The organism is Curtobacterium sp. BRD11 (assembly GCF_031844345.1).
Classification (GTDB): domain Bacteria; phylum Actinomycetota; class Actinomycetes; order Actinomycetales; family Microbacteriaceae; genus Curtobacterium.
Map to the genome: position 1 here is coordinate 270377 of NZ_JAUZUZ010000002.1, position 24868 is coordinate 295244.

A 24868-nucleotide genomic window follows, 5' to 3' on the forward strand; every position below is an offset into this window, starting at 1 on the left:
GGTTCAGTTCGTGCAGCAGGAGCTGCTGGCGGGCGGCGCGGCCGGCGCGGGCGCGGCGCAGCACGACGACCCCTCAGCCGCTTCGGTCGTCGCGGTAACACCGCAGGAGGATGAGCCGCCGACATCGGTGGTGCAGACGCCGGTCTCGGGGAGCACGAGCTGCACGTCGCGGGCGGCCTGGTGGTCGCCGGCGAGTTCCGCGGCAATGGAGCGGACCTGCTCGTACCCGGTGAGGAGCAGGAACGTGGGGGCGCGGCCGTAGGACTTCATGCCGGCGATGAAGAAGTTCGGCTCCGGGTGCGCCAGCTCCGCGACACCGTGCGGCGGAACGGAGCCGCAAGAGTGCAGGTTCGGGTCGATCAGCGGCGCGAGCGCCCGCGGTGCTTCGACAATGTCGTCCAGGCCCAAGCGGATCTCGCGGAGCATGTCGAGGTCAGGCCGGAACCCCGTCGCGTTCACCACAACGTCCACGATGACGGTGAACGGCTCCCCGGAGCGGCGGCCGGTGACGGTGACTTGGTCGCCGTCAGGACGGACGTCGTCGATCTCGAACGAGGCAAGCTGGTCGACCTGCCCGGACTCGACGAGCCCGTGCACATTCGAGCCGAGCTGCCCGCGCGCGGCGAGCCCGTCAGCGGCGTCCGCGCCGAGGCGCGCAGTGCCGGCGTTCCGGATCGCCCACAGCAGCGTCGTGCCCGGTTCGTCCTTCGCGAGGGCGGCGAGCTTGATGAGCGTGTTCGCGGCCGAGTGGCCGGCACCGACGACGAGGACCCGCTTCCCGGCGAATCGTGCCCGGTCGACACCGAGCACGTCGGGCAGAGCGTGCGCGATGCGGTCGCCGAGGTCGGCTGTGGGGTCGAGGCCGGCGGCGGTGAGCGGGTTCGGGGACGTGTACGTGCCGGAGGTGTCGACGACGGCGCGGGCGGTGACGTCCTCGACGCCGTCCGCGGTGTGGAGGCGGAGGAGGAATGGGGTGTCGGCGCGGCCGGCGGAGCGGGTGCGGTCCATGCCCTGCCGGGACACCGCTTCGACGCGGACCCCGTACCGGATCACCGGTGCCAGCTCGGGCGCCTGGGCGAGGGGTTCGAGGTACTGGGCGACGAGGTCGTGGCCGGTCGGCAGCGACGACCGGCGCGGCTCAGCCCAACCGGTGGGTTCGAGGAGCCGGCGGGCGGCGTCATCGATGACGTACCGCCACGGGGAGAACAGCCTGGTGTGCCCCCACGCACGGACGGACGTGCCGACCTGGTCGCCGGCTTCGTAGACGACGACGGGCAGACCCTGCTCGAGCAGGTGCGCGGCCGCGGCGAGCCCGACGGGGCCGGCGCCGATGACGGCGACGGGCAGCCGGGTGAGGCGGTCCGCGTCGGCATGGGGTGGGACGGTGAGGGTGAGCGTCATGGTCATGGTCCTTCCGGTGGTCAGGCGGATGCTTCGGCGGGCAGTAGCTCGGCCAGGAGCGCTTGCACGCGGGTCTTGATCTCGTCGCGGATGGGGCGGACGTCGTCGATGCCCTTCCCGGCGGGGTCGGTGAGGTCCCAGTCCTCGTACCGCTTGCCGGGGAAGATCGGGCACGCGTCGCCGCAGCCCATCGTGATGACCGCGTCGGACTCGCGGACGGCGTCGGTGGTGAGGATCTTCGGCTGGTTTGAGGCGATGTCGATGCCGTCCTCCGCCATCGCTTCGATCGCGACGGGGTTGATCTGGTCCTTCGGCGCGGAGCCTGCAGAGAGGACCTGCACGCGGTCGCCACCGAGGGTCTGGGCGTAGCCGGCGGCCATCTGGGAGCGGCCGGCGTTGTGGACGCAGACGAACAGGATCGTGGGGGTCGCGGTCATGGCGGTGCTTTCGGTAGGCGTGGGCGTGGTCATCGGATGAGGGTGAGCCAGCCGGCGAGGGCTGTCAGGGTGACGGCGAGGACGGGGACGGTCAGGACGATGCCGGTGCGGAAGTACTGTCCCCAGCCGATGTGGATGCCCTTCCGGTCGAGCACGTGCAACCACAGCAGGGTCGCCAGCGACCCGATCGGGGTGATCTTTGGGCCGAGGTCGGAGCCGATGACGTTGGCGTAGATCATCGCCTCGTGGGTGAGCCCGGTCGCGCCGGCTCCGCCGATCGCGAGGGCGGCGATGAGGACGGTCGGCATGTTGTTCATCAGCGACGCGAGGATCGCGATCACGAATCCGACCCCGAGCGCGGTGACGAGGACCCCGTGGTCCCCGAACACGTCGAACAGGCGGGCGAGGTAGTCGGTGAGGCCCTGGTTCTGCAGCCCGTAGACGACGAGGTACATGCCGATCGAGAACAGCACGATCTGCCACGGCGCCTCTCGAATCGTCTTCCACACCGGAATCACCCGCCCCGACCCACCACCGGGGCCACCACTGCCGGCGGTGACGGTGGCGGTGCCGCCGGTGGTGACGAGGACTGGGGACGCCGCCTGGCGGGCGAAGAGGAACGCGGGCTGCCGGGCGGCGACGAGCACGATCACGACCGCGCCGACACCAGCGACCGCGGCGAGGGGAACCCCGAGCGGGTCCGCGGCGAAGTAACCGACCAGCAGCACGGCGAGGACCACCCATCCGGCGCGGAACGTCGCCCGGTCCTTCACCGCGGCGGTGGGCCGGGTGAGGGCGAGGACGTCGTACTGCTTCGGGATGCTCCTGCCGAAATAGGCCAGCAGCATCCCGAGGGACGCCAGCACGGACACGATGCCGACGGGCACCATGACGGCGGCGTACTCGGCGAACCCGAGGCTGAAGTAGTCGGCGGAGACGATGTTGACCAGGTTCGACACCACCAGCGGGAGGCTGCCGGTGTCGGCGATGAACCCGGTGGCGAGGATGAACCCTAGCGCCGCCTTCGCCGGCATGTTCAGCGCGCGGAGCATCCCGACGACGATCGGGGTGAGGATCAGCGCGGCCCCGTCGTTGGCGAACACGGCCGCGATGACCGCGCCGAGGCCGACGATCAGCACGAACAGCAGCCGACCGTTCCCGCGACCCCACCGGGCCACGTGGAGAGCGGCCCACTCGAAGAACCCGGCCTCGTCGAGGATCAACGAGATCAGCACCACCGCGACGAACGTCAGCGTCGCGTTCCAGACGATCCCGACTACCGTCGGCACGTCCCCGAGCCCGACGACCGTGGTCGCGAGAGCGATGACGGCACCGATGAGCGCGGTGTAGCCGATCGGGAAGCCCTTGGGCTGCCAGATCACCACCACGAGCGTCGCGACGAAGATCGCCGCAGCGACGACAGCCAGCACCATCAGACGCTCACCCCGGCTGGGTTCGCTGCCGCGGCGGCGCGCTCCCAGCCCTGCGCGGCGACCTGCACGGCATCCCACGGGGACCCGAGCGGCGGCGTGTAGCTGAGGTCCAAGTCGATGACGTCGTCGACCGACAGGCCGAAGTGCAGGGCGGTGGCGAACGTGTCGATCCGCTTGCTGATCTCCGCGGTGCGTTCCCCGACGATCTGCGCCCCGAGGAGCCGTCCGGACGTGTGGTCGCCGGTGACGCTGATCGTCAACGGCACTGCACCCGGGTAGTACCGCTTGTGGTCGTCCGCGACCGTGACACGGGTCAGCGGCGACACGTCCAGCGGGGCGGTTTCGTGGTGGCGGAGGCCGGTGCGGGCGGCGACGAGGTCGAACACCTTCACCACCTGCGTCCCCACCGAGCCCGCGAAGGTCCGGGACCCGCCGAGCATGTTCTCCCCGGCGACGCGTCCCTGCTTGTGCGCGGTTGTCCCGAGCGGCAGCCAGGTCGTCCCGAGCAGGCGGTGGTGTGTCACGACGCAGTCACCCGCTGCCCACACGTGCGGCACCCCGGTGCGCATCTGCTCGTCGACGACGATCGCGCCGGCCTGCCCGAGCTGCGCACCTGCCGCGACCGCGAGATCCGTCACCGGCCGCACCCCGACACAGACCACCACGAGCGCGAACGTTCCGGCGGCGTCCCCAAACGTGGAGGTAGTCCCGACGCTCCACTGCCCGCCGCCAGCGGGCGTGATTCCGGTGACGGTCGCACCGGTCAGCACCGTCGCACCGTGCCGACGGACCTCCTCGGTGACCAGGGACCCGAGTCCCGGGTCGAGGGTGGAGAGCACTTCCGGGCCGCGCTGGATCAGCGTCGTGTCGAACCCGCGGGCGACGAGCCCCTCGGTCATCTCGAGACCGATGTAGCCGGCGCCGACGACCGCGACGCGGCTGCCGGCAGGCAGGAGCTCCAGGGCGGCGACAACCTGCTCGGCGTCGGTCATCGAGTGCAGCAGGTGGATGCCGGGCTTACCGAACGGGATCCCGGCCGGGCGGACCGGCTCCGCGCCGGTCCCGATCAGCAGCTCGTCGTAGGCGATCTGCTCCTCACCGGCCGGGCCGGTGACGGAGAGCAACTGGCGGTCGACGTCGACGGCGGAAGCCCAGGTGGAGGAGCGGACGGTCATCCCGGCGGCTTCGAGGTCTCCGCGGATGCGGTGCGCGAGAGACGCTTCCGTAGCGACGTCGCCGGAGACCCAGTAGGGGATGCCGCAGATGGAGAAGTTCGGGAACTCGTCGGCGAGGACCACCGTCACGTCGGTCGACGGGTCCAGCTCACGGGCGCGGAGCGCTGCGGCGATGCCGGCGTCGCTGCCCCCAACGGCAACAAGGTGAGTCATCGGGTCGGTCCTTTAGATCGATCGGAAGTCGAGCAGGAACATCGAAGCACGTCGATATCGATGAACGCAAATATAGACCTGCATCGAAGGGCGTGGGATGATGGTGCGATGACGACGATCGAGCTGCTTCCCATCCAGGACGTCACCGCATGCTGCTCGCCTGTCACGACGGAAGCGATGACGCAGGAGTCCGCCGAAGTCCTCGCGAAGTCGTTGAAGGCGATCGCTGACCCTGCGCGGCTCCGGCTGATCTCGATGGTTGCCGCGCACGAGGGTGCAGAAGCGTGCGTCTGTGACCTGCAGGAACCGCTCGGCCTGTCTCAGCCGACCGTGTCGCACCATCTCAAGGTGCTCGTCGACGCCGGCATCCTGCACCGGGAGAAGCGCGGCACGTGGGCCTACTTCTCCCTCGTCCCCGGCGCCCTCGAATCAGTCGCGGCACTGCTCACCTCACCCACCCGCTGAGATCACCAAACTCACCTCGCGATGAAGCCTCCGCACGGTGAGGATGAAGACATGACCGACGAGCAAGAATCCAACCCAATTGCGGACGCCCGTGCACAGATCCGTTGGATGATGGAGGAGCAACGCAAGCAGCCGAAGGTGTTCACCGAGGTGAAGGACAGAGACCTTGTCACCTTGATGGACCGATTCGCTGGATCGCTTGAGTTCAACTCGATGCTCGTTGCTTCGCAACTGATCGCGGAAGTCAGCCGACGACAACTGTGGGATGCCGTCATCGAGCGGCGCACCGCCATGCTTGCTTTGGGACATCCTGACGAGGACCGAGCGACACTCCGAGATCGTGCGCAGCTGGAGCTGGACCACTTCCGGAACGAGCACTTCCCAGTCGACCCTGACATCTTCGGTGATGACGGAGCAAAAGCAGAGGCAGCTTGGAACGGCTACATCCAATTCTGATCGAACGATCGAAACCCGCGTCCAGCAAAGCGGTAGAGCATGGGACCGTGGCGGCGACCACTCCCAACGAGCCTGACGACGGAGACGGCACGCTGAGTCAGCGACCAGTACGACGTCGCGGGAGGTTCGCGTGGCGACGGTAGTGCTCGAGATCCGCTATCAATGGCCGGCGCATCAGGTCGACCACTCTGCGGTCCGCCGTCACTTCAACGCTCCCCGCCTGACCGTCGCCGGCGAGGAGAACGGGCCAGAGACGTTGCGGTTCCAACCCGATGCGACTCAACGGGCCACTCTGACGTGGGTCCTCGGGGACCGAACCATGTGGACGATTGAGCCACCCGGCGAGACGCTGCCGGAGCCTGCGGAGGCATGGGACGACTGGCAGAAGCAGGCGGACATGGCGCTGTGGATGTTCCGCGGCGATCTCGCCAGCAGAGGTAAACGTCACTCAGTGGTCTACGCCCTACTGACCGGTGAGGTTGTGTTTTACGCAGCGGACGGAAACACCATCATGCGGTACCCCCATGAACCAATCCCGGACGAGACGCCGGAACCCGACGGCTACGTCGCAAGTGAGCTCGGAAAGGCGTGGGCCGACAACTGGGAGTTCGGTTTCGAGCCCTTGTCCGGCGATGAACGCGACTACGTTGGCCTGATTTGGCAGGCAGATGAACATCGATGGCTGGATGCTGGCACGTACAAACCGGTCAACAAAGACGAGTACCCGGAGCTAATCAGCTTCGCCGAGCAGGATCTCCAGCGCATCCGCCGCGCTGAAGAGATCGCAGATGAGTGGTACGAGGCGTACCTACTGGTCCTCATCAACCTGTTCCCTGGCGGAGTCAGCATCGAGCATCGACGACGGGCAGTTCGGCACGACGATCTGAGCGCCGGGCTGGCGTAACGCCGAGTAGGGACACACCACTCCTCGCGGGCGCCGAGGTAGCGAGCGGTCACGACGCCACCGCGTGGTCACTCAGGTCTGAGGAAGACCGGCGGGACTGCCAAATAACGTGTCCACCTCCGTATTTCAGGACACGTTGTGTGGCAGTTGGACACGTTGGTTGGCGGACGACAACCGGGTTGGGGACAAACCTCCGCGGTTCACGAGAACATGACCCAAGATGCCACCGCAATGGTCCCTGCCAATTCGGTGACGACCGCCTGTCGCGAATTCTTGCGCCACCGAGAACGCCCTCGCGGCGGCCTGAGGTCAAGATCGCGGCCGTTGGCACCGGACATCGTCCGTGAGGACCGGGACGATCTGTTGCCCTAGGACCTGGGGCTGACCAACGGACACGAAAGTCTGGAATCGGACACTTTCGCTTGGAACCCACAACAACAACGACGCCCTACTGCGGCATGTCGACGAACCGCGAGAACATCCCGTGGAACGCCACCGTGATGGTGTCCGTCGGGCCGTTGCGGTGCTTCGCCACGATGAGGTCCGCCTCACCCTGACGCGGGTTGTCCTTCTCGTACGCCGACTCACGGTGCAGCAGGATGACCATGTCGGCGTCCTGCTCGATGGAGCCCGACTCACGCAGGTCCGAGATCATCGGCTTCTTGTCGGCGCGCTGCTCGGGACCACGGTTCAGCTGCGACAGCGCGATGACCGGCACGCCGAGCTCCTTCGCCATGAGCTTCAGCGCACGCGAGAACTCCGAGACCTCCTGCTGACGGCTCTCGACCTTCTTGCCCGAGGTCATCAGCTGCAGGTAGTCGATGACCACGAGCTTGAGGTTGTGCTGCTGCTTGAGCCGGCGGCACTTCGCCCGGATCTCCACCAGGGTCATGTTGGGGGAGTCGTCGATGAAGAACGGGGCGTCGTTGATGCGCCCGCGGGTCTGCGCGATGGTCGTCCAGTCACGGGAGTCGACGGTGCCCTTGCGCATGTTCTGCAGCGGCACGCTCGACTCGGCGGAGAGCAGGCGCATCGCGATCTCGGCGCGACCCATCTCGAGCGAGAAGAACGCGGCGGTCTGGTCGTGCTTGAGCGCTGCGGCGCGGCACAGGTCGAGCGCCAGGGTCGACTTGCCGAGCGCGGGTCGGGCGGCGACGATGATGAGCTGCCCGGGGTGGAAGCCGTTCGTCAGGGCGTCGAGGCCACTGAACCCGGTCGGGACGCCGGTCATCTGCCCGTCGCGCCCCTTGGCGGCCTCGATCTCGTCGATCGCGGCGCCGATGGCATCGGTCAGGGGCACGTAGTCCTCGGTCTGCACGCCGCCGGCGACGTTGTAGACCTCGGCCTGCGCGCTGTTCACGAGGTCGGTGACCTCACCCTCGGACGCGTAGCCCATCTGCACGATGCGGGTGCCCGCGTCGACCAGACGGCGGAGCACGGCCTTCTCGGCGACGATCGCTGCGTAGTACCCGGCGTTCGCCGCGGTCGGCACCATGCTCGTGACGCTGTGCAGGTACTCGGCGCCGCCGGCCCGGGAGAGCAGTCCGGTCTTGGTCAGCTCGTCGGTGACGGCGATCACGTCGGTGGGCTCACCGTGCGAGTACAGCGACAGGATCGCGTCGAAGATGACCTCGTGCTTCGGGATGTAGAAGTCCACCCCGCGCGCGGTCTCGATGACGTCGGCGACGGCGTCCTTCGACAGCAGCATGCCGCCGATGGTGGACTGCTCCGCGAGCAGGTCGTGCGGCGGCGTCCGCTCCGAACCCCGTTCGGACAGGTCCTGCGGGGACGGATCGAGATGCGCGATCGACACACGGACTCCCTCTTGTCGTGACGGTGCGGGCCTCGGCCCACACCGGCTTTCCTACCCCGGACGACCGACATCCCCTGCCCTCCGCCGAGTCGCTGGGCCAAGCTACGGGGACAGAGTTATCCCCAGCAAACGGCCCTGTGGATAACTCTGTGGAGAGGATGCGGAACACGCCGGACACGCATGTGCACAACTGTGGAAGGACGTGTGGACAAGTCGGCGTTCGAACACGTGTTCTTGCCCCGGACCTGGGCTTTCCCGTTCCACACCGTGTGTGGAGAACCGCGGTTCAAGTACACCTTGAAGGTTCCGATTCGGGGCGTTTCGACTGTGTAAAACGACTTGACAACAGGCCCTCCTGTGGGGAGCGTTCTCGGTTCGTTCCCAGCAAGCCCGGACGGGGGCGAGGGGTAACCGGCCAACGCAGCAACACCTGTCCCACAGCAACACCCGCGCGCGGCGAGCCGCGCGCACGACGAAGGGCGGGCCTCCCGGAGGAGACCCGCCCTTCGACGGTGGTGACGCTGCTTACTTGGCGGCGACGACCTGCAGGGAGATCACCGCGGTGATGTCCTCGCGCAGACGCACGGTGGCCTCGTGGTCACCGACGGTCTTGATGGTCGCGGGGACCTCGACCTTGCGCTTGTCCAGCGAACCGACGCCCTGCGCCTGGACCGCGTCGGCGACGTCCGCCGGGCGGACCGAGCCGAACAGGCGGCCGTCCTTGCCGGCCTTGACGGTCAGCTTGATGGTCGCGTTCTCGAGCTTCATCTTGAGGTCCTGGGCCTCTTCGATGGTGGCGAGCTCGCGAGCGGCACGGGCCGCACGGATCGACTCGACCTGCTTCTCGCCGCCCTTGGACCACGCGACGGCGAAGCCCTGGGGGATGAGGTAGTTGCGGGCGTAGCCGTTCTTGACGTCGACGACGTCACCGGCGGAACCGAGGCCGGAGACCTCGTGGGTGAGGATGAGCTTCGACATGGTGATCCTCCTGATCAGCGGCCGGAGCCGGCGTAGGGGAGGAGCGCCATCTCACGGGCGTTCTTCACGGCACGGGCGATGAGGCGCTGCTCCTGGACGGAGACGCCGGTGATGCGACGGGCGCGGATCTTGCCACGCTCCGAGATGAACTTGCGCAGGGTCGCGACGTCCTTGTAGTCGATGACGCCGACCTTGATCGACTTCGCGGGAGCGGCGTTCTTGCCGCCCTTGCCGCGAGGCTTCCGGCGGTCGCCGGTGCTCTTTCCAGCCATTGTTTGTCCTTAGAGAAGAAGAAGTTGTGTGTCCGTCAGACCGCTGAGGATCAGAACGGGGTCTCGTCGTCGTACGAGCCGCCGGGCTGGCTCCACACGTCGTTCGACTGTGCGTTGCCGCCCTGCTGGCCGCCCTGGGGCGACCACGGTGCGTCCGACTGACCGCCGCCGCTGTTGTTGTTCCAGCCGCCGCCGTTCCCGCCCTGGCCACCGCCGGAGGCGTTGCCGCCGCCGACCTGGCCACGACCGCCACCGGAGCCACCCGCAGCGCGGGTGATCTGGGCGGTCGCGTAGCGGAGCGACGGGCCGATCTCGTCGACCTCGAGCTCGATGCTCGTGCGCTGCTGGCCCTCACGGTCCTGGTAGGAGCGCTGACGGAGACGACCCTGCGCGATGACGCGCGAGCCCTTCGTCAGCGAGCCCGCCACGTGCTCGGCGAACTCGCGCCACACGCTCGCACGGAGGAACAGCGCGTCGCCGTCCTTCCACTCGTTCGCCTGACGGTCGAACGTGCGAGGGGTGGAGGCGATGGTGAAGTTCGCCACCGCGAGCCCGTTCTGCGTGTACCGCAGCTCCGGGTCTGCGGTGAGGTTGCCCACCACCGTGATGACGGTTTCGCCGGCCATGAGCTACTCGGCGCTCGCGGTCGCGTTCGCGGCCTTGCGGGCCGCGCGGGCCTCGTCGCGCTGCTTCTGCGCGGCGACCTGGGCGATCGCCTCTTCGGCGCGGAGGACCTTCGTGCGGAGCACGGCCTCGGAGAGACCGAGCTGACGGTCGAGCTCCTTGGCGGCCTCGGGCGTCGAGGTGAAGTCGACGACGGCGTAGATGCCCTCGGACTTCTTCGCGATCTCGTAGGCCAGGCGACGACGGCCCCAGACGTCCACGTTGTCGACGGTGCCACCGTCGTTGCGGATGACCGCGAGGAACTTGTCCAGGCTGGGAGCGACGGTGCGCTCGTCGATCTCGGGGTCGAGGATCGCCATCAGTTCGTACTGGTGCATGCGGAACCCACCTCCTTTGGTCTCGGCGGCTCCGGGCGGTTCCCGGAGCAGGAGGGTTGATGCATGTGTCCGGACGCGCAGGAGCGCGTGGACAACTCGAGTAGCTTAGCCCACGGCCTGGAGGCGCGCCACCGGTCGTGCAGAGCGGCCGGCGTCGTCAGGCGGTCGCGCCGTCAGGTGGTCGCGTCGCGCTCGGCCCACCAGGCGCGCAGGCGCTGCTCGGCCTCGTCGGTGCCGAGGGGACCCTCGTCCATGCGGACCTCGAGCAGGTGGCGGTACGCCTCGCCCACGGCACGCCCCGGCGGGATGTCGAGGATCCGCATGATGTCGTCGCCCGTCAGGTCCGGACGGATCGAGTCGAGTTCCTCCTGGTCGGCCAGCGCCGTGATGCGGTCCTCGAGGTCGTCGTACGCGAAGCCGAGCCGGTCGGCCTTGCGGCGGTTCCGCGTCGTGACGTCCGAGCGGGTGAGCTCGTGCAGGCGCTCGAGCAGCGGGCCGGCGTCCCGGACGTAGCGGCGGACGGCGGAGTCGGTCCAGGCACCCTCGGTGTAGCCGAAGAACCGCAGGTGCAGCTCGATCAGTCGGGAGACGGCGGCGATGGTGTCGTTGTCGAACCGCAGCGCCCGCAGTCGCTTCTTCGCGAGCTTCGCGCCGACCAGGTCGTGGTGGTGGAAGCTGACGGCACCGCCGGGCTCGAGCTTGCGGGTGGCCGGCTTGCCGATGTCGTGCAGCAGGGCCGCGAGCCGGAGCACGGTGTCGGGGGCCTCGCCCGGGTGCCGCTCGGCCTCGTACCCGATGGCCTGGGACAGCACCGTCAGCGAGTGCTCGTACACGTCCTTGTGGTGGTGGTGCTCGTCGATCTCCAGCCGCATCGCGGGGAGCTCGGGCAGGAAGCGCTCGGCGAGCCCCGTGTCCACGAGCAGACGGATGCCGGGGACCGGCTCGGACGTGTTCAGCAGCTTCACGAGCTCGTCACGCACCCGCTCGGCCGACACGATGTCGATCGAGTCGGCGAGGTCCGTCATCGCGGCACGCACCTCGTCGGACACCGTGAAGCCCAGCTGCGCGGTGAATCGTGCGGCGCGCATCATGCGCAGGGGGTCGTCGCGGAACGAGACGGGCGCCGCCTGCGGGGTGTGCAGGCGCCCGGCGAGCAGGTCCTCGACCCCGCCGTGCACGTCGACGAGCTCACGCTGGGGGAGGCGGAGCGCCATGGCGTTCACCGTGAAGTCACGGCGGAGCAGGTCGTCCTCGATGGTGTCGCCGAACGCCACCTCGGGCTTGCGGGTCTCGCCGTCGTACACGTCGCTGCGGTAGGTCGTGATCTCGACCTGCTCGCCGGCGACCCGGGCGGCGATGGTGCCGAACTGCCGACCGACGTCCCACGTCGCGCTCGCGATCGGCTCGACGATGCGCAGGACGTCGTCGGGGCGGGCGTCGGTCGTGAAGTCGAGGTCGGTGACGGCACGGCCGAGGAAGGCGTCGCGGACGGGGCCGCCGACCAGCGCCAGCTCGTGTCCGGCGTCGGCGAACGCCCGAGCGAGGACGGCGACGGGCTCGGTGGCTGCGAGTGCGTCGAGTCGTTCGACGGCCTGGGCAACGGACTGCATGACGGACCTCATCCTCCCAGATCGGTGCGCCGAGTTCTCCACACGGCCCGCGCGCACGGGATCGTCCCCGTCCGCCCCTCGTACACTCGTGCTCGGCCGGAACCGACCCTCGGGCCCTCCTGTATGCACATCCTCCGCTCCACGCTCGCCGCCGCTGCCACGGCCCTCGTCGCCGTCGGCCTCGTCGCCACGCCCGCAGGTCCGGACCCGGCGCACGCCGCCTCCGTCGACCGCACCACGACGCGCACCGCGGCTCCGGCCGCCGCCGACCAGGGGAAGACCACCGTGTCGATCGCCCCGGCCGACCGCGGGATCGTCCGACGGGACGAGGACCTCCAGGTCACGGTCACGGTGACCAACGACACGGACACGGACGTCCCCGCCGGGTCGGTCGAGCTCGACATCTTCCGCTCCGAGAGCACGCGCGACGTCCTCTCTAACTGGCTCTCCGACACCACCACGACCGGTTACCTCGGCGCCCCGATGGACTCGGCGGACGTCCCGGTCGTCCCGGCGCACCGCTCGGTGACCCAGACGGTGACCATCGTGCCGGGCAACGTCGCACTCGGCGGCTACTCGTCCTTCGGCGCCCGACGCATCGCGGCCGAGTACACCGCGGGCGACACCTTCGCCGTCGCCCGGTCCGCGATCACCTGGTACCCGGACTTCCAGCAGACCCCGGTCGGTGTCTCGGTCGCGATGCCGATCACCCTGCCGAGCACGGCTGACGGCGTGATCGGTGCCAACGACCTCGCGGCGGCGACCGCGGTGGACGGCACCCTCACCCAGCAGCTCGACGCCGCCGTGGACCACAACGTGGCCGTCGGCGTCGACCCGAGGATCATCGCCTCGATCCGGCGGCTCGGCGAGAACGCCCCGTCGAGTGCGCGCAACTGGCTCGACCGGCTCGAGGGGCTCCGGAACGAGACCTTCGCGCTGTCGTACGCCGACGCCGACGTCACCGGGTTGCGCCAGGCCGGCGCGGACGGGATCCCGGGCGTGATCTCGCTCGACCAGGCGGTCAAGGAGCAGAACTTCCCCGGTGCCAGCACGCCGACCCCGACCCCGACGGCCACCGGGACGCCGACGGCCTCGGCCAGCGCGGGTGCCCCCGTCGACGAGACCCCGGGCGCGACACCGACCCCCTCGGACGACGTGACCGCCGGCACCCAGGACGGCACAGGTCAGGACGGCTCGGGGCAGGACGACACCGACGGCACGACCACGACGCTGCCGACCACCGCCAGCCTGCTGGACTTCCCGTACGCACTCGACGACGTCGCGTGGCCGGTCGAGAACACCGTGGCCACCGACGACCTGCCCGCACTCGCGAAGGCCGGTACCGAGACGACGATCATCGCGAGCGGCAACACCTCCGCCGGCCCGGACACCACCGTCTCCGCCGCCGAGCGCATCGGCGACCAGAAGGTCCTCGTCGCCGACCAGGGCATGTCTGCCCTGCTGCGGGACGCCGCCGACGCCACCGACCAGCGCGCCTACGACGCGGCCGTGGCGGAGCTCACCGCGACCCTGGCGACGGCGGCGCGTGCCGGTACCGCGCAGAGCCCCGTGCTCCTGACCCTCGGCCGCAGCTGGCCGACCGAGACCGGTCGGCTGAGCGCCGTGCTCGACGCGCTCGAGGACACCCCGTGGGTGTCGCCCTCGGACCTGTCGACCGCGGCGAAGGCGACCGCCGGCTCGCTCACCCTGGCGCCGGCCGACGACGGCGACGCCCGCCTCGACCGCCTGCGGACCCTGGTGGACAGCGAGCGCGAGCTCGTCGCCTTCGCATCGGCCGTCGACGACCCCGCGACCGTCACCGCCCCTGCGCGGCTCCAGCTGCTCGCCCTGGCGTCGAACGCCTGGCGGGACGAACCCGACGCCCTCACCACCGCCGTCGACCGGCAGGCCCGGTCCTGGACGCAGACCACCGACCAGGTGAGCATCCCCGACTCCAGCTCGCTGACGCTGCTCGGGGACCGATCGTCGCTGCCCGTGTCGGTCCGCAACCGGACGGACTACCCGGTCACCGTGCGCCTCAACGTCCAGCCGTCCAGCTCGGCGCTGCAGGTCGTGCGGAACGACATCGAGGTGAAGCTCCAGCCGCAGTCCTCCGCCCGCACGACCATCCCGGTCCGGTCGGTCGCGAACGGCACGGTCAACCTGACGATGTCCCTGACCACGCCGACCGGGGTCACCGTGTCGCAGCCCACCACGGTCGAGCTCAACGTGCAGGCGCAGTGGGAGACCGTGATCACCGCGGTGGCCGCGATCGGCCTCGTCGCGATCTTCGGCTTCGGGATCTTCCGCAGCATCCGGAAGCGCATCCGCCGCCGCAACGGCGAGCTCGACGACGAGGACGACGACGACCCGAACCGTCCGCTCGCGGTCCAGCCCGATGCCCCCGGCGCCCCTGCCCGGTCGGGAGGCCCGTCCCACGTCGCACAGGCGGCGCCCGCCGCCGCCGTGGTCGGCACCACTGCCGCGTCCGGTCCCGCGCGCGTCGCACCGCAGCAGGCCGGTGCGCGCCCTGCGGACGCGACGGTGCGCGACGGCGGCGAGCCGCGCCTCCAGGCCGGCCGTCCGGACCAGGACGACACCCCGCCAGACCCCGAGGAGCCGACCATCAGCACGCAGCAGCAACCCGCCGTCGACGCGGAGCCCGCGGCCGAACGGAACCTCGGTCGGGCGAGCGCGATGCTCGCGGCGGGCACGATGCTCTCGCGGGTCCTCGGCTTCGGCAAGACGTTCGTGCTCGCCTACGCGATCGGTCAGGCGAAGTCGCCCGGCGCCGACGCGTTCGCGCTCGCGAACCAGCTGCCGAACAACATCTACGCGCTCATCGCCGGTGGTCTGCTCTCCGCGGTGCTCATCCCGCAGATCGTCCGGTCGATGCGGGAGAGCAGCGACGGCGGTACGGCCTACGTCAACAAGATCGTCACGCTCGGCGCGACGGTGTTCGTGGTGATCACCATCGTCGCGACGGTCCTCGCGCCGTTCCTCGTGTTCGTCTACAGCCAGCAGGCGACCGGGGACGGCAAGGGCTTCACGCCGGCACAGACCGACCTGGCCGTGGCGTTCGCCTTCTGGTGCCTTCCGCAGATCCTCTTCTACGCGCTGTACTCGCTCCTCGGTGAGGTCCTCAACGCCAAGCAGGTCTTCGGCCCCTTCACGTGGGCACCGCTCATCAACAACGTCATCGCCATCGCCGGTCTCGTCGTCTTCATCGCGATGTTCGGCGGTCAGGACGTCAACTCCTCGGTCGACGGCTGGACACCGCTGAAGATCGCGGTGCTCGCGGGGAGTGCCTCGCTCGGCGTCTTCGCGCAGGCCGCGTTCCTGCCGTTCTTCTGGCGGCGCGCCGGCCTGTCGTTCCGCCCGGACTTCCGTTGGCGCGGCGTGGGCCTCAAGGCGACGGGTACGGCGGCCGGCTGGCTGTTCGCGATGATCCTCGTGACGCAGCTGGCGGGCATCGTGCAGTCGCGCGTCGCGTCGCTCGGTACGGGCGCCGCAGGCAACGCGGTGCTGCAGAACGCGTGGCTGCTGTTCATGCTGCCGCACTCGATCTTCGCGGTGTCGATCGCGACGGCGTACTTCACGCGGATGAGCCACGACGCCGGCCGCGGCGACCTCGACGCCGTCCGGCGCAACCTGTCGCTGTCCCTGCGGATCGTCGGACTGTTCACGGTGTTCGCGTCGGTGGCGCTGATCGTCGTCTCCGTGCCGTTCGGTCGCATGTTCGCCGGCACCTTCGAGCAGGCGCTCTCCATCGGCGCGGTGCTCCTCGCCTACATGCCCGGCCTGGTGCTGTTCAGCATGCTGTTCATCATCCAGCGCGTCTTCTGGGCGATGCACGACCACCGCACGCCGTTCCTCATGCAGTGCGTACAGTCGGTGCTGTTCGTCATCGGAGCCCTGGCCGTCGCGACGTTCCCGCAGAGCATCGTCGGCGTCTCCATCGCGGCGTGCACGACGCTCGCCGGCACGGCGCAGACGATCATCGCGCTCGTGCTCGTCCGTCGTCGCCTGAACGGCATCGAGGGCCCCGTGGTCACCCGCTCCCACGTGCAGTTCGTCATCGCGGCACTCATCGCGGGCGTCGCCGGGGCGGCCGTCGTCACCGCCCTCGGGACCTTCTCGCCCGACGGCTTCGCCATGTCCGACCGGACGGGCGCGCTCGTCACCATCGCGCTGACCGGAGCCGTCATGGCGCTCGTGTACTTCGGCGCCCTGGTCGTGTCGAAGAACGGCGAGATCGCGAACGCGGTCGCGCTGCTCCGCAAGCGGCTCGGACGCTGACCGCCGATCGTCCGCACACCGGCTGTCCGCACACCGGCTGTCCGCTCACCGGTGGGCCGCTCACCGGTGGGCCGGAATGTCCCGCCGCTACCATGTGTTGACCCGGTCAGCACTCAACGGAAGGGCAGCGAGGCATGCGCCAGCTCATCATCATCGGTTCCGGTCCCGCCGGGTTCACCGCCGGCATCTACGCCGCGCGCGCGGAGCTCGAGCCCCTGATCGTCGCGTCCAGCGTCGAGACCGGCGGCGAGCTCACCAAGACCACCGAGGTCGAGAACTTCCCGGGCTTCCCCGAGGGGATCCAGGGCCCGGACCTCATGATCAAGATGCAGGAACAGGCCGAGAAGTTCGGCGCCGAGGTCCTGTACGACGACGCGGTCTCGGTCGACCTGACCGGTGAGGTCAAGAAGGTCACCGTCGGGTCCGGCGAGACGTACGAGGCCCTCGCGGTCATCTACGCGACCGGATCGGCGTACCGCCACCTCGGTCTCGCCGACGAAGAGCGTCTGTCCGGCCACGGCGTCAGCTGGTGCGCCACGTGCGACGGGTTCTTCTTCCGGCAGAAGAACATCGCCGTCGTCGGCGGCGGCGACTCCGCGATGGAAGAAGCCACGTTCCTCACCCGGTTCGCCGACAAGGTGACGGTCATCCACCGCAAGGACAGCCTGCGCGCGTCGAAGATCATGCAGGACCGTGCGATGAACGACCCGAAGATCGAGTTCGCGTGGAACAAGGAGGTCACCGGGATCACGGGTGACTCCTCGGTCGAGGGCGTCACCCTCCGCGACACCGTCACCGGGGAGGAGTCCTCGCTCCAGCTCGACGGCCTGTTCATCGCGATCGGCAACGACCCGCGGACGCACCTCATCCACGGGCAGATCGACCTCGCTCCCGAGGGCACGATCGCGGTCCAGGGTCGTTCGTCGAAGACCAACCTCCCCGGGGTCTTCGCCGCGGGCGACGTCATCGACCCGACCTACCGCCAGGCGATCACGGCAGCCGGTTCCGGTACCGTCGCCGCCCTCGACGCGGAGAAGTACCTCGCCGAACTCGACGACGCGCTGGTCGACCAGGCCGAGGGCGTCACGCCCGCAGGGCCGGCGATCATCGACGTCGAGGCCGCACGGGCCTGACCCAGACCGGAATACCGCAGCGGCCCAGCCGTTGCACCAACTGAACTTCTCGAAGGAGCACACATGTCCAACGCAAAGGCCGTCACCGACGCCACCTTCTCGGACGAGGTCCTCAAGTCCGACAAGACCATCCTCGTCGACTTCTGGGCCGAGTGGTGCGGCCCGTGTCGCGCCGTCTCCCCGATCCTCGACCAGATCGCCGCGGAGCACGCCGACAAGATCGAGATCGTCAAGCTCAACGTCGACGACAACCCGCAGTCGGCCATGAACTACCAGATCACGTCGATCCCGGCGATGAAGGTGTTCAAGGGCGGCGAGGTCGTCAAGACCGTCATCGGCGCCAAGCCGAAGCCGGCGCTCGAGGCCGACCTCGCCGAGTTCCTGGCGTAGTCCGACCGACAGACCGCGAACGGCCCCGCTCTCCTCGGAGGGCGGGGCCGTCGCCGTTCCCGGATGCCGGCTGCGCGCGCCAGGGCCACAGCTTCAGGATCGGCCCCCGCCTCCCACCGCGGATCCGGCAACGCATGTCGTAGTGTGGCGGGAATGTCCCACTGAACGGAGCACACGATGACGAACGGCAACAGCCTCGACCCCTGGTACGACTCCTACGCCCAGCGCACCGCCGGGCTGAGCGCCTCCGAGGTCCGAGCCCTGTTCGCCGTGGCATCGCGGCCCGAGGTGGTCTCGCTCGCCGGCGGCATGCCGTACGTCTCGGCGCTCCCGCGGGAGCTCGTCACGGGGTCCATCGACCGCGTGATGACCGAGGACGCCGCGATGGCGCTGCAGTACGGCGGTGGGCAGGGCCTGCGCTCCCTCCGTGAGCACATCGTCGACGTGATGAGCCTCGAGGGCATCCGTGCCAGCGCCGAGGACGTCGTGGTCACCACCGGCTCGCAGCACGCGCTCGACCTCGTCACGCGGCTCTTCATCGATCCGGGCGACGTCGTGCTCGCCGAGTCGCCGTCGTACGTCGGCGCCATCGGGGTCTTCCGCTCGTACCAGGCGGAGACCGTCCACGTGACCACCGACGAGCACGGCCTGGTCCCCGAAGCGCTGCGCGAGGCGATCGCGAACCTGCGCACGCAGGGCAAGCGGATCAAGTTCCTCTACACGATCCCGAACTTCCACAACCCGGCGGGTGTCACGATGAGCCGTGAGCGCCGCATCGAGGTCCTCGACATCTGCCGCTCGAACGGCATCCTCGTGCTCGAGGACAACCCGTACGGACTGCTCTGGTTCGACGAGCCCGCTCCGCAGGCGATCCGGTCGATCGACGACGAGGGCGTCGTGTACCTCGGGTCCTTCTCGAAGACCCTGGCTCCCGGCTTCCGTGTCGGTTGGGCCCTCGCCCCGCACGCCATCCGCGAGAAGCTCGTGCTCGCCAACGAGTCGGCCGTCCTCGCTCCGAACTCCTTCGGTCAGTACGTCGTCAACGCCTACCTGGACGCCGCAGACTGGAAGGGGCAGGTCGACACCTTCCGGGGCCTCTACGCGGAGCGCAGGGACGCGATGATGGCCGCCCTGGGGGAGTTCCTGCCGGACCTCACCTGGACGAAGCCGAACGGTGGGTTCTTCGTCTGGCTGACGCTGCCCGACGCCCTCGACTCGAAGGGCATGCTGCCCCGTGCCGTGAAGGAACTCGTCGCGTACACACCGGGGACCGCCTTCTACGCCGACGGCCGTGGCGGCGGCAACATCCGCCTGTCCTTCTGCTACCCGACCCCCGATCAGATCCGGGTCGGCGTCAAGCGCCTGGCCACCGTCATCAACGACGAGCTCGAGCTCCTCGAGACCTTCGGACACACAACCCGTCCGAGCGCGGTGTCCGAGTCGCGCTCCACCGTCGTCGCGCCGCCGCCGAACGTGTTCTGATCAGCACTTTCATCGTTCGCTCTTCCCGGAGGACCCTCGCATGGCCGAGCTCACCCGTCGTCACGTCGTCGTCGTCGCGGGAGGGATCTCGCACGAACGAGACGTCTCCCTGCGGTCAGGGCGACGCGTCGCCGACTCACTGACCGGTTACGGCTGGACGGTCGACCTTCGCGATGCCGACGCGTCGCTCCTGCCCGCGCTGCGCGAGTCACGCCCGGATGTCGTCTGGCCGGCCCTGCACGGCGCGTCCGGCGAGGACGGCGCGCTGCGGGGCATCCTGGAGGCGCTGGACATCCCGTTCGTCGGCTCCCGTTCCACGTCAGCCCGGCTCGCATGGGACAAGCCCACCTCGTCCGCGCTCGTCGCGCGGGCCGGTGTGCGGACCCCTCGGTCGGTCACGTTGTCGCACGACGTCTTCCGCGAGCTCGGTGCCGTGGGCGTCCTCGACGCCATCGCCGCGGAACACCCGGTGCCGCTCGCCGTGAAGCCGGCACGAGGCGGGAGCGCACAGGGGGTCACGCTCGTCGAGGACGCACACGATCTCCCGCGTGCGATGGTCAGCGCGTACACCTACTGCGACGACGTCGTGGTCGAACAGCTCATCCGCGGCACCGAGGTCGCCGTCGGGATCATCGACACGGGTGACGGCCCGGTGGCGCTCTCGGCGGTCGAGATCGTCCCGAAGAGCGGGACGTACGGGTTCGAGGCGCGCTACAACGCGGGGGAGACGACCTTCTTCACGCCCGCCCGACTGTCGGGCGACTTCGCCTCCGCCGCCGCAGACGCAGCCGTGTCAGCGCACACGGCGCTCGGTCTCCGCCACATCTCGCGCGTCGACCTGATCATCGATGCGGCAGGGACGCCGTGGTTCCTCGAAGCCAACGTCCTCCCGGGTCTGACCGAGACCTCCCTCGTTCCGCAGGCGCTGAGTGCCTCCGGCTTCGACCTCGGTTGGACCTACGCGGAGCTCGCGGAACAGGCCATCCGGGACCACCGCAGCTGACCATGTCAGTACGACGCAGGGGCAGTGTTCCACGTGGAACACTGCCCCTTCTCGTTGTGGCCGTCCCGTTGGGCGCTGCCGCGATCGTCGGCGAGGTTGCTCATGCTGTGGCATCGGTGACCGCGCGGCGCGCGCTCGGCACGATTCCGACTCGCAGCGCAGGGAGGACCGCGGGTACCGGAGCGGTGACGGCCATCGTCGTCCTCGGTTTCGCGAATGCAGGCCCCGAACCGAACGCGGTGAACCGGTGGCGCGCCCGTATCGCGGTGCGCACGGCGCGGCGGTACGAAGCGGCGGGTGACACTGCCACCGTCGTGTGCTGCGGCGGAGCGGTGCGCGGTGCGTTCCCTGAGGCTGATCTACTCGAGGATGCGGTGCGCAGGCTCAGATGGACCGGTGCGGTCAGGAAGGATCGCGACAGCGTCTCCACATGGGAGAACATCGCGAACGCGAGGCCGATGATCGCCGCCGCAGACCGCGTCGTCATCTGCTCGAACGGACTCCACGCCGCGAAGGGGCGAGCGTACCTCCGCCGCCAGGACCCGCACCTGGCGTCGAAACTGGCCCCAGCGCTGGACTATCGCGTCGGAGAGATGCTCTGGGCGAAGCCGGTCTTCGCCGCCGTCGGTATCTGGAAGCTCCTCCGGACGCGCCGTTCCACGTGAAACACTCCGACGAGTGGTCCCCGGATGCACTGTCGCCCGTCGTGGGACGGTTGACGAGGACGTCTCCGGGGAGGGCGCCGAACCACGTGATCCGGACGCGGTGAACAGAGCCGGCGTGCGTTCGTCATCTCCATCGGGAGAGGGGCGCGGAGGCCGATCATGCTCGCCAGCGCGGTAGAAGTACTGCATCGCCGGTTCCCAAGCGGAGATTGCGCCGATCAGTCCCTCGGCTGCTGACCGGGTGCGGACAGCTCTCGCACGACGGTCGTCGTCGAGGTGCACCGCGCCGCCGATTCTCCAACCTCGACCCTTCGTGCAGCCCCGACCCTCGCACTGGTGCAGGAGCGGACTCACGGCGCCTCGTGCACCAGGGGCAAGCCGGTCGTGAATTGGTGCATCCGGCGCACAGGTGCCGCACATCGCTCCGGTCCTGGTCGACCCTGACGGTGGCCTACGGGCGTCGCAGGATGCATCGGGTTCGCGCTCGCACCTCCGAACGGCTCGGCTCGAGCCTCACCTGAGCCGATGCCGTCGGTCGCAGCGATCCTCGTCCTCCTCGATGAACCCCCGCCAGCCCAGAGACCGTATCCCACGGCGCGCGTCGCTTCGCGCGCGTCGCGGGCCGAGCGGGGGAGGGCGGCGCTGCAGAACGATCAGTGCGGACGAGTTCGAGCAAAGCAGGCCCCTTCCCACCGTGGCGCACTGCAGCCACGGGATGCGGGCCAGCCGCGCGACACCCTCCGCAGGTCGCCTCCCGTGGATGGTGCGGGCATCTGCATCCTCACCCCGGACGTCACGCTACCGTCACCAGGGGGCGAGGTAGGGATCACATCACGTGGCTCCGTCGAGGTCGTCGCACCGCTGTCGACCGTCCGCGGCGCCCGACGGTACTGCCGACGGCCAGGGAGCCGTGCCGCCCGTAGCCGCAGACGGACCGCTCGTTGTCGCACCTTGCGCACATCCGGGTTGGGCCGACCTACTCAGTTCGAAGTCCACAGCGCCCGCTCGCTCGTGCCGCCAGCGTGAGGACGAACGATGCGCTGCCCGCTTACGGTGTGAGGTCGGGTCTCAGCACCAAGCCACGCGGCCGTCGTCCGCCCGAGGTCCGGCGCCGCACCCGTCCCGGGTTGTTCTGATCGAACGCCGTCACAAGCATCGTTGCGCCGTCGCCGTCGCCGTTGCCAGGGAGGCCGAGCACCAAGCCGTTTCTGTCGCGCACGACCGCTCGTTTGACGGGCGCACTGCCGGTACCGCGAACACGAGGATCGTGGTCGAGGTCGAGGTCGACGACCGACGCACTCGGAGGACAAGAGGGAGAGAGACCATGGAGCAGTGATGGTGCCAGCACGTCCGGTGGCCCGTCATCGCGTAGCGGCCATGCGATCCGCGTACTGCCGCAGGCTCACCCCAGCTGCACTCCGCGAGCCGTACGCCGGCACAGGCTCCGATCGGTAGCACCGGAAGAACTCGGTGGCGTACGCAGCCTTCTCCAGCTCGCAGGGACCACCGGCAGGCACGCACATCGTCACATCGTCGAGATGTGCGGGCCGCGAGCGCCCGAGCAGCCTCGCGAGACGAGACGGCTGACCCGAACAACCGGATTCAGACGTTTCACGTGGAACACTGCCTCAACGGCCTTGGCGTACGCGCGAGCGCAGCTGTCGCCCTCGGCGCCTCGTCAACGCCGCCGTACGCCCCGCAGGCGGCCGAACAGGTCCGACCGGGGACTGGATGACGGGGACGCACAGTACGCTCCGCACACGGCCACAGGGCGCCGTCCCTGCACCAACGACGGCCTCCGAGCGCGTCTAGCCAGCGATGTCGCTGATGCCCAGCTCGCCGAGGATGCGGTTGAGATCATCGCCGTCCGCGAAGTCGATCGTCACCGAGCTCTTGCGAGCACCAACCGCGATCTTCACGCGTGTGTTCAACCGATCACCGATGCGCTCGGCGAGGTCGTTGAAGTGCGCCTGTCGCTTCGTCGGCTCCGCCTTCGGCTTCACCGGCGTCTTGGCCGACAACTGCTGCGCGATCGCCTCTGCGGCCCGGACGGAGAGGTCCTCGTTGACGATCTTCTCGGCGAGGTACTCCATCGCCTCGGCGTCCGGTGCCGCGAGGACGGCACGTGCGTGTCCCGCGGACAGCACACCGGCAGCGACGCGGCGCTGGACGGGGGAGGGCAACCGGAGCAGACGGATCGTGTTCGTGATCTGCGGACGCGACCGGCCGATGCGCTGCGCGAGCTGCTCCTGCGTGATCCCGAAGTCCGCGAGCAGCTGCTGGTACGCCGACGCCTCTTCCAACGGATTGAGCTGTGCACGATGCAGGTTCTCGAGCAGCGCGTCCCGAAGCATCGCGTCATCAGGGGTGTCCTTGACGATCGCGGGGATGGTCGCGAGCCCGAGCTCCTTCGTGGCACGCAGACGACGCTCACCCATGATGAGCTCGTACTGCGCCTCGGTGCCTGATGCGCCGGCGATCGGACGGACGACGATGGGCTGGAGCACACCGATCTCGCGGATCGAGTGGACGAGCTCCTGGAGCTCCTCCTCGCGGAACTCCTTGCGCGGCTGCTGTCCGTTCGGCACGACGTCGAGCGGATTGAGGTTCGCCAGACGTGCGCCGGGAACGGCGACGAGGTCCTCAGCGGTCGCACCGGCGGAGGGTGCCGAGGCCGGGGAGCCGCCCGTCGGGAAGAACACGTCGACGGGCCGGTCCTGCTGGTCCGACGCCGTCGGGATCAGGGCGCCGATGCCTCGTCCGAGTCCAGTTCGCTTGGGTGCCATCAGTCCTGCGCTCCTCGTGCTGCGATCTCGGCGGCTGCCTCGAGGTACGAGAGCGAGCCCGACGAGTTGACGTCGTACGACACGACGCTCTGTCCGTAACTCGGTGCTTCGCTGACGCGCACCGACCGGGGGATCACGGCCTTCAGCACCTGCTCGCCGAAGTGCTCACGGACATCCGCTGCAACCTGGTTGGACAGGTTCGTGCGTCCGTCGAACATCGTGAGCAGGATCGTCGACACCCGGAGGTTCGGGTTGAGGTGCCGTTCGATCAGCTCGATGTTCCGCAGGAGTTGGCTGAGGCCCTCGAGCGCGTAGTACTCGGTCTGGATCGGGATCAGCACCTCCTGCGCGGCGACGAATGCGTTGATCGTCAGGAGGCCGAGCGAAGGCGGGCAGTCGATGAAGACGTAGTGGTACGGCTCCTCGAGCGACGACAGGTACTGGTCGAGCGCCGTGCGCAACCGCTGCTCGCGCGCCACGAGGGAGACGAGTTCGATCTCCGCGCCCGCCAGGTGGATGGTCGCCGGGACACACCAGAGCGTCTCGGACTCTGGCGATCGTTGAACAGCATCGGCGATCGGCGCCTCGTCCACGATCACGTCGTAGACGCTGGTCACTTCGGCCTGGTGCTCGACCCCGAGCGCGGTCGAAGCATTGCCCTGCGGATCGAGGTCGATCACCAGGACACGGGCACCACCGTGCGCGAGGGCAGCCGCGAGGTTCACCGTGGTGGTCGTCTTCCCGACGCCACCCTTCTGGTTCGACACGGTGAACACGCGAGTCTTCGCGGGGAGCGGGAACTGCTGCGTGGCGATCGCTCGCCGCCGCCGGTTGAGGTCAGCGATCTCGCGAGCCAGGGGCGTCGACGAGTCGTAGTCGGTCGATGAACTCAACGAAGACCTCTTCCCCGGGTCAGTGTTCCACGTGGAACGTCGGGCTTTCTGGTCCAGCA

The 24868-nt window shown here is 69.0% G+C and carries 21 protein-coding genes; 9 read left to right on the plus strand and 12 right to left on the minus strand.

Features of this window, described 5'->3' with window-relative positions; all coding sequences use genetic code 11:
- Window positions 1-3: 3 nt before the first annotated feature.
- From Q9R28_RS05875 to Q9R28_RS05890, 4 genes are read right to left on the minus strand one after another with little or no spacing between them, the layout of a single operon-like run.
- Window positions 4-1401 carry an FAD-dependent oxidoreductase gene (locus tag Q9R28_RS05875; protein ID WP_311205663.1) on the minus strand — a complete coding sequence of 466 codons (1398 nt, stop codon included), beginning with the start codon at window positions 1399-1401 and terminating at the stop codon, window positions 4-6.
- Window positions 1402-1421: 20 nt separating this feature from the next.
- On the minus strand, window positions 1422-1838 hold the full coding sequence (locus Q9R28_RS05880; RefSeq protein ID WP_175325518.1) for an arsenate reductase ArsC: 417 nt from the start codon (window positions 1836-1838) through the stop codon (window positions 1422-1424).
- A 29-nt stretch (window positions 1839-1867) separates the two neighbouring features.
- A complete protein-coding gene (locus Q9R28_RS05885; RefSeq protein WP_175325519.1) occupies window positions 1868-3271 on the minus strand; it encodes an arsenic transporter in 1404 nt (467 codons plus the stop codon).
- Window positions 3271-4659 (minus strand): FAD-dependent oxidoreductase, encoded by a 1389-nt coding sequence (locus Q9R28_RS05890; protein WP_311205664.1) that lies wholly within the window; start codon window positions 4657-4659, stop codon window positions 3271-3273. Before Q9R28_RS05890 ends, Q9R28_RS05885 begins: the two co-directional genes overlap by 1 nt.
- Before the next feature lie 108 nt (window positions 4660-4767).
- Here Q9R28_RS05890 and Q9R28_RS05895 point away from each other — a divergent pair, with 108 nt between their 5' ends.
- From Q9R28_RS05895 to Q9R28_RS05905, 3 genes are all read left to right on the plus strand, one after another.
- Window positions 4768-5124, plus strand: coding sequence for a helix-turn-helix transcriptional regulator (locus tag Q9R28_RS05895; RefSeq protein WP_058724395.1), 357 nt, complete (start codon window positions 4768-4770; stop codon window positions 5122-5124).
- A 51-nt stretch (window positions 5125-5175) separates the two neighbouring features.
- Window positions 5176-5580: a hypothetical protein gene (locus tag Q9R28_RS05900; protein ID WP_175325521.1), complete on the plus strand. Its 405-nt coding sequence runs from the start codon at window positions 5176-5178 to the stop codon at window positions 5578-5580.
- A gap of 130 nt (window positions 5581-5710) precedes the next feature.
- The gene (locus Q9R28_RS05905) at window positions 5711-6484 is read left to right on the plus strand and encodes a hypothetical protein (RefSeq protein ID WP_311205665.1); all 774 of its coding nucleotides are present in this window, start codon (window positions 5711-5713) and stop codon (window positions 6482-6484) included.
- Window positions 6485-6932: 448 nt separating this feature from the next.
- On the opposite strand, the gene dnaB is transcribed toward Q9R28_RS05905, so the two are convergent.
- The 6 genes from dnaB to Q9R28_RS05935 form a co-directional block, all read right to left on the minus strand.
- Window positions 6933-8297 (minus strand): replicative DNA helicase, encoded by a 1365-nt coding sequence (dnaB, locus tag Q9R28_RS05910; RefSeq protein WP_066657525.1) that lies wholly within the window; start codon window positions 8295-8297, stop codon window positions 6933-6935.
- Between the two features lie 525 nt (window positions 8298-8822).
- Window positions 8823-9275 carry a 50S ribosomal protein L9 gene (gene rplI / locus Q9R28_RS05915; protein ID WP_058728351.1) on the minus strand — a complete coding sequence of 151 codons (453 nt, stop codon included), beginning with the start codon at window positions 9273-9275 and terminating at the stop codon, window positions 8823-8825.
- A 14-nt stretch (window positions 9276-9289) separates the two neighbouring features.
- Complete coding sequence (rpsR, locus tag Q9R28_RS05920; RefSeq protein ID WP_017887834.1) at window positions 9290-9547, minus strand: 30S ribosomal protein S18; 258 nt, start codon at window positions 9545-9547, stop codon at window positions 9290-9292.
- A gap of 50 nt (window positions 9548-9597) precedes the next feature.
- Window positions 9598-10173 (minus strand): single-stranded DNA-binding protein, encoded by a 576-nt coding sequence (locus Q9R28_RS05925; RefSeq protein WP_209684775.1) that lies wholly within the window; start codon window positions 10171-10173, stop codon window positions 9598-9600.
- A 3-nt stretch (window positions 10174-10176) separates the two neighbouring features.
- Window positions 10177-10548, minus strand: a complete 372-nt coding sequence (gene rpsF / locus Q9R28_RS05930; RefSeq protein WP_058728349.1) for a 30S ribosomal protein S6 — start codon at window positions 10546-10548, stop codon at window positions 10177-10179.
- 173 nt (window positions 10549-10721) lie between these two features.
- Window positions 10722-12158, minus strand: coding sequence for a CCA tRNA nucleotidyltransferase (locus Q9R28_RS05935; RefSeq protein ID WP_066658858.1), 1437 nt, complete (start codon window positions 12156-12158; stop codon window positions 10722-10724).
- A 123-nt stretch (window positions 12159-12281) separates the two neighbouring features.
- Between Q9R28_RS05935 and Q9R28_RS05940 the strand changes: the two genes are divergently transcribed.
- The 6 genes from Q9R28_RS05940 (at window position 12282) to Q9R28_RS05965 (ending at window position 21130) form a co-directional block, all read left to right on the plus strand.
- On the plus strand, window positions 12282-16457 hold the full coding sequence (locus tag Q9R28_RS05940; protein ID WP_311205666.1) for a DUF6049 family protein: 4176 nt from the start codon (window positions 12282-12284) through the stop codon (window positions 16455-16457).
- A 134-nt stretch (window positions 16458-16591) separates the two neighbouring features.
- Window positions 16592-17590 carry a thioredoxin-disulfide reductase gene (gene trxB, locus Q9R28_RS05945; RefSeq protein ID WP_311205667.1) on the plus strand — a complete coding sequence of 333 codons (999 nt, stop codon included), beginning with the start codon at window positions 16592-16594 and terminating at the stop codon, window positions 17588-17590.
- A gap of 63 nt (window positions 17591-17653) precedes the next feature.
- A complete protein-coding gene (trxA, locus tag Q9R28_RS05950) occupies window positions 17654-17980 on the plus strand; it encodes a thioredoxin (protein WP_022832611.1) in 327 nt (108 codons plus the stop codon).
- 177 nt (window positions 17981-18157) lie between these two features.
- Window positions 18158-19462 carry a PLP-dependent aminotransferase family protein gene (locus Q9R28_RS05955; RefSeq protein ID WP_311205668.1) on the plus strand — a complete coding sequence of 435 codons (1305 nt, stop codon included), beginning with the start codon at window positions 18158-18160 and terminating at the stop codon, window positions 19460-19462.
- Between the two features lie 40 nt (window positions 19463-19502).
- Window positions 19503-20465 (plus strand): D-alanine--D-alanine ligase, encoded by a 963-nt coding sequence (locus Q9R28_RS05960; RefSeq protein WP_066657533.1) that lies wholly within the window; start codon window positions 19503-19505, stop codon window positions 20463-20465.
- 107 nt (window positions 20466-20572) lie between these two features.
- The gene (locus tag Q9R28_RS05965; RefSeq protein ID WP_209684771.1) at window positions 20573-21130 is read left to right on the plus strand and encodes a YdcF family protein; all 558 of its coding nucleotides are present in this window, start codon (window positions 20573-20575) and stop codon (window positions 21128-21130) included.
- Window positions 21131-22938: 1808 nt separating this feature from the next.
- On the opposite strand, the gene Q9R28_RS05970 is transcribed toward Q9R28_RS05965, so the two are convergent.
- Both Q9R28_RS05970 and Q9R28_RS05975 read right to left on the minus strand, forming a co-directional pair.
- Complete coding sequence (locus Q9R28_RS05970; RefSeq protein ID WP_311205669.1) at window positions 22939-23916, minus strand: ParB/RepB/Spo0J family partition protein; 978 nt, start codon at window positions 23914-23916, stop codon at window positions 22939-22941.
- Window positions 23916-24809 carry a ParA family protein gene (locus Q9R28_RS05975; protein WP_066657539.1) on the minus strand — a complete coding sequence of 298 codons (894 nt, stop codon included), beginning with the start codon at window positions 24807-24809 and terminating at the stop codon, window positions 23916-23918. Before Q9R28_RS05975 ends, Q9R28_RS05970 begins: the two co-directional genes overlap by 1 nt.
- Window positions 24810-24868: the final 59 nt, after the last annotated feature.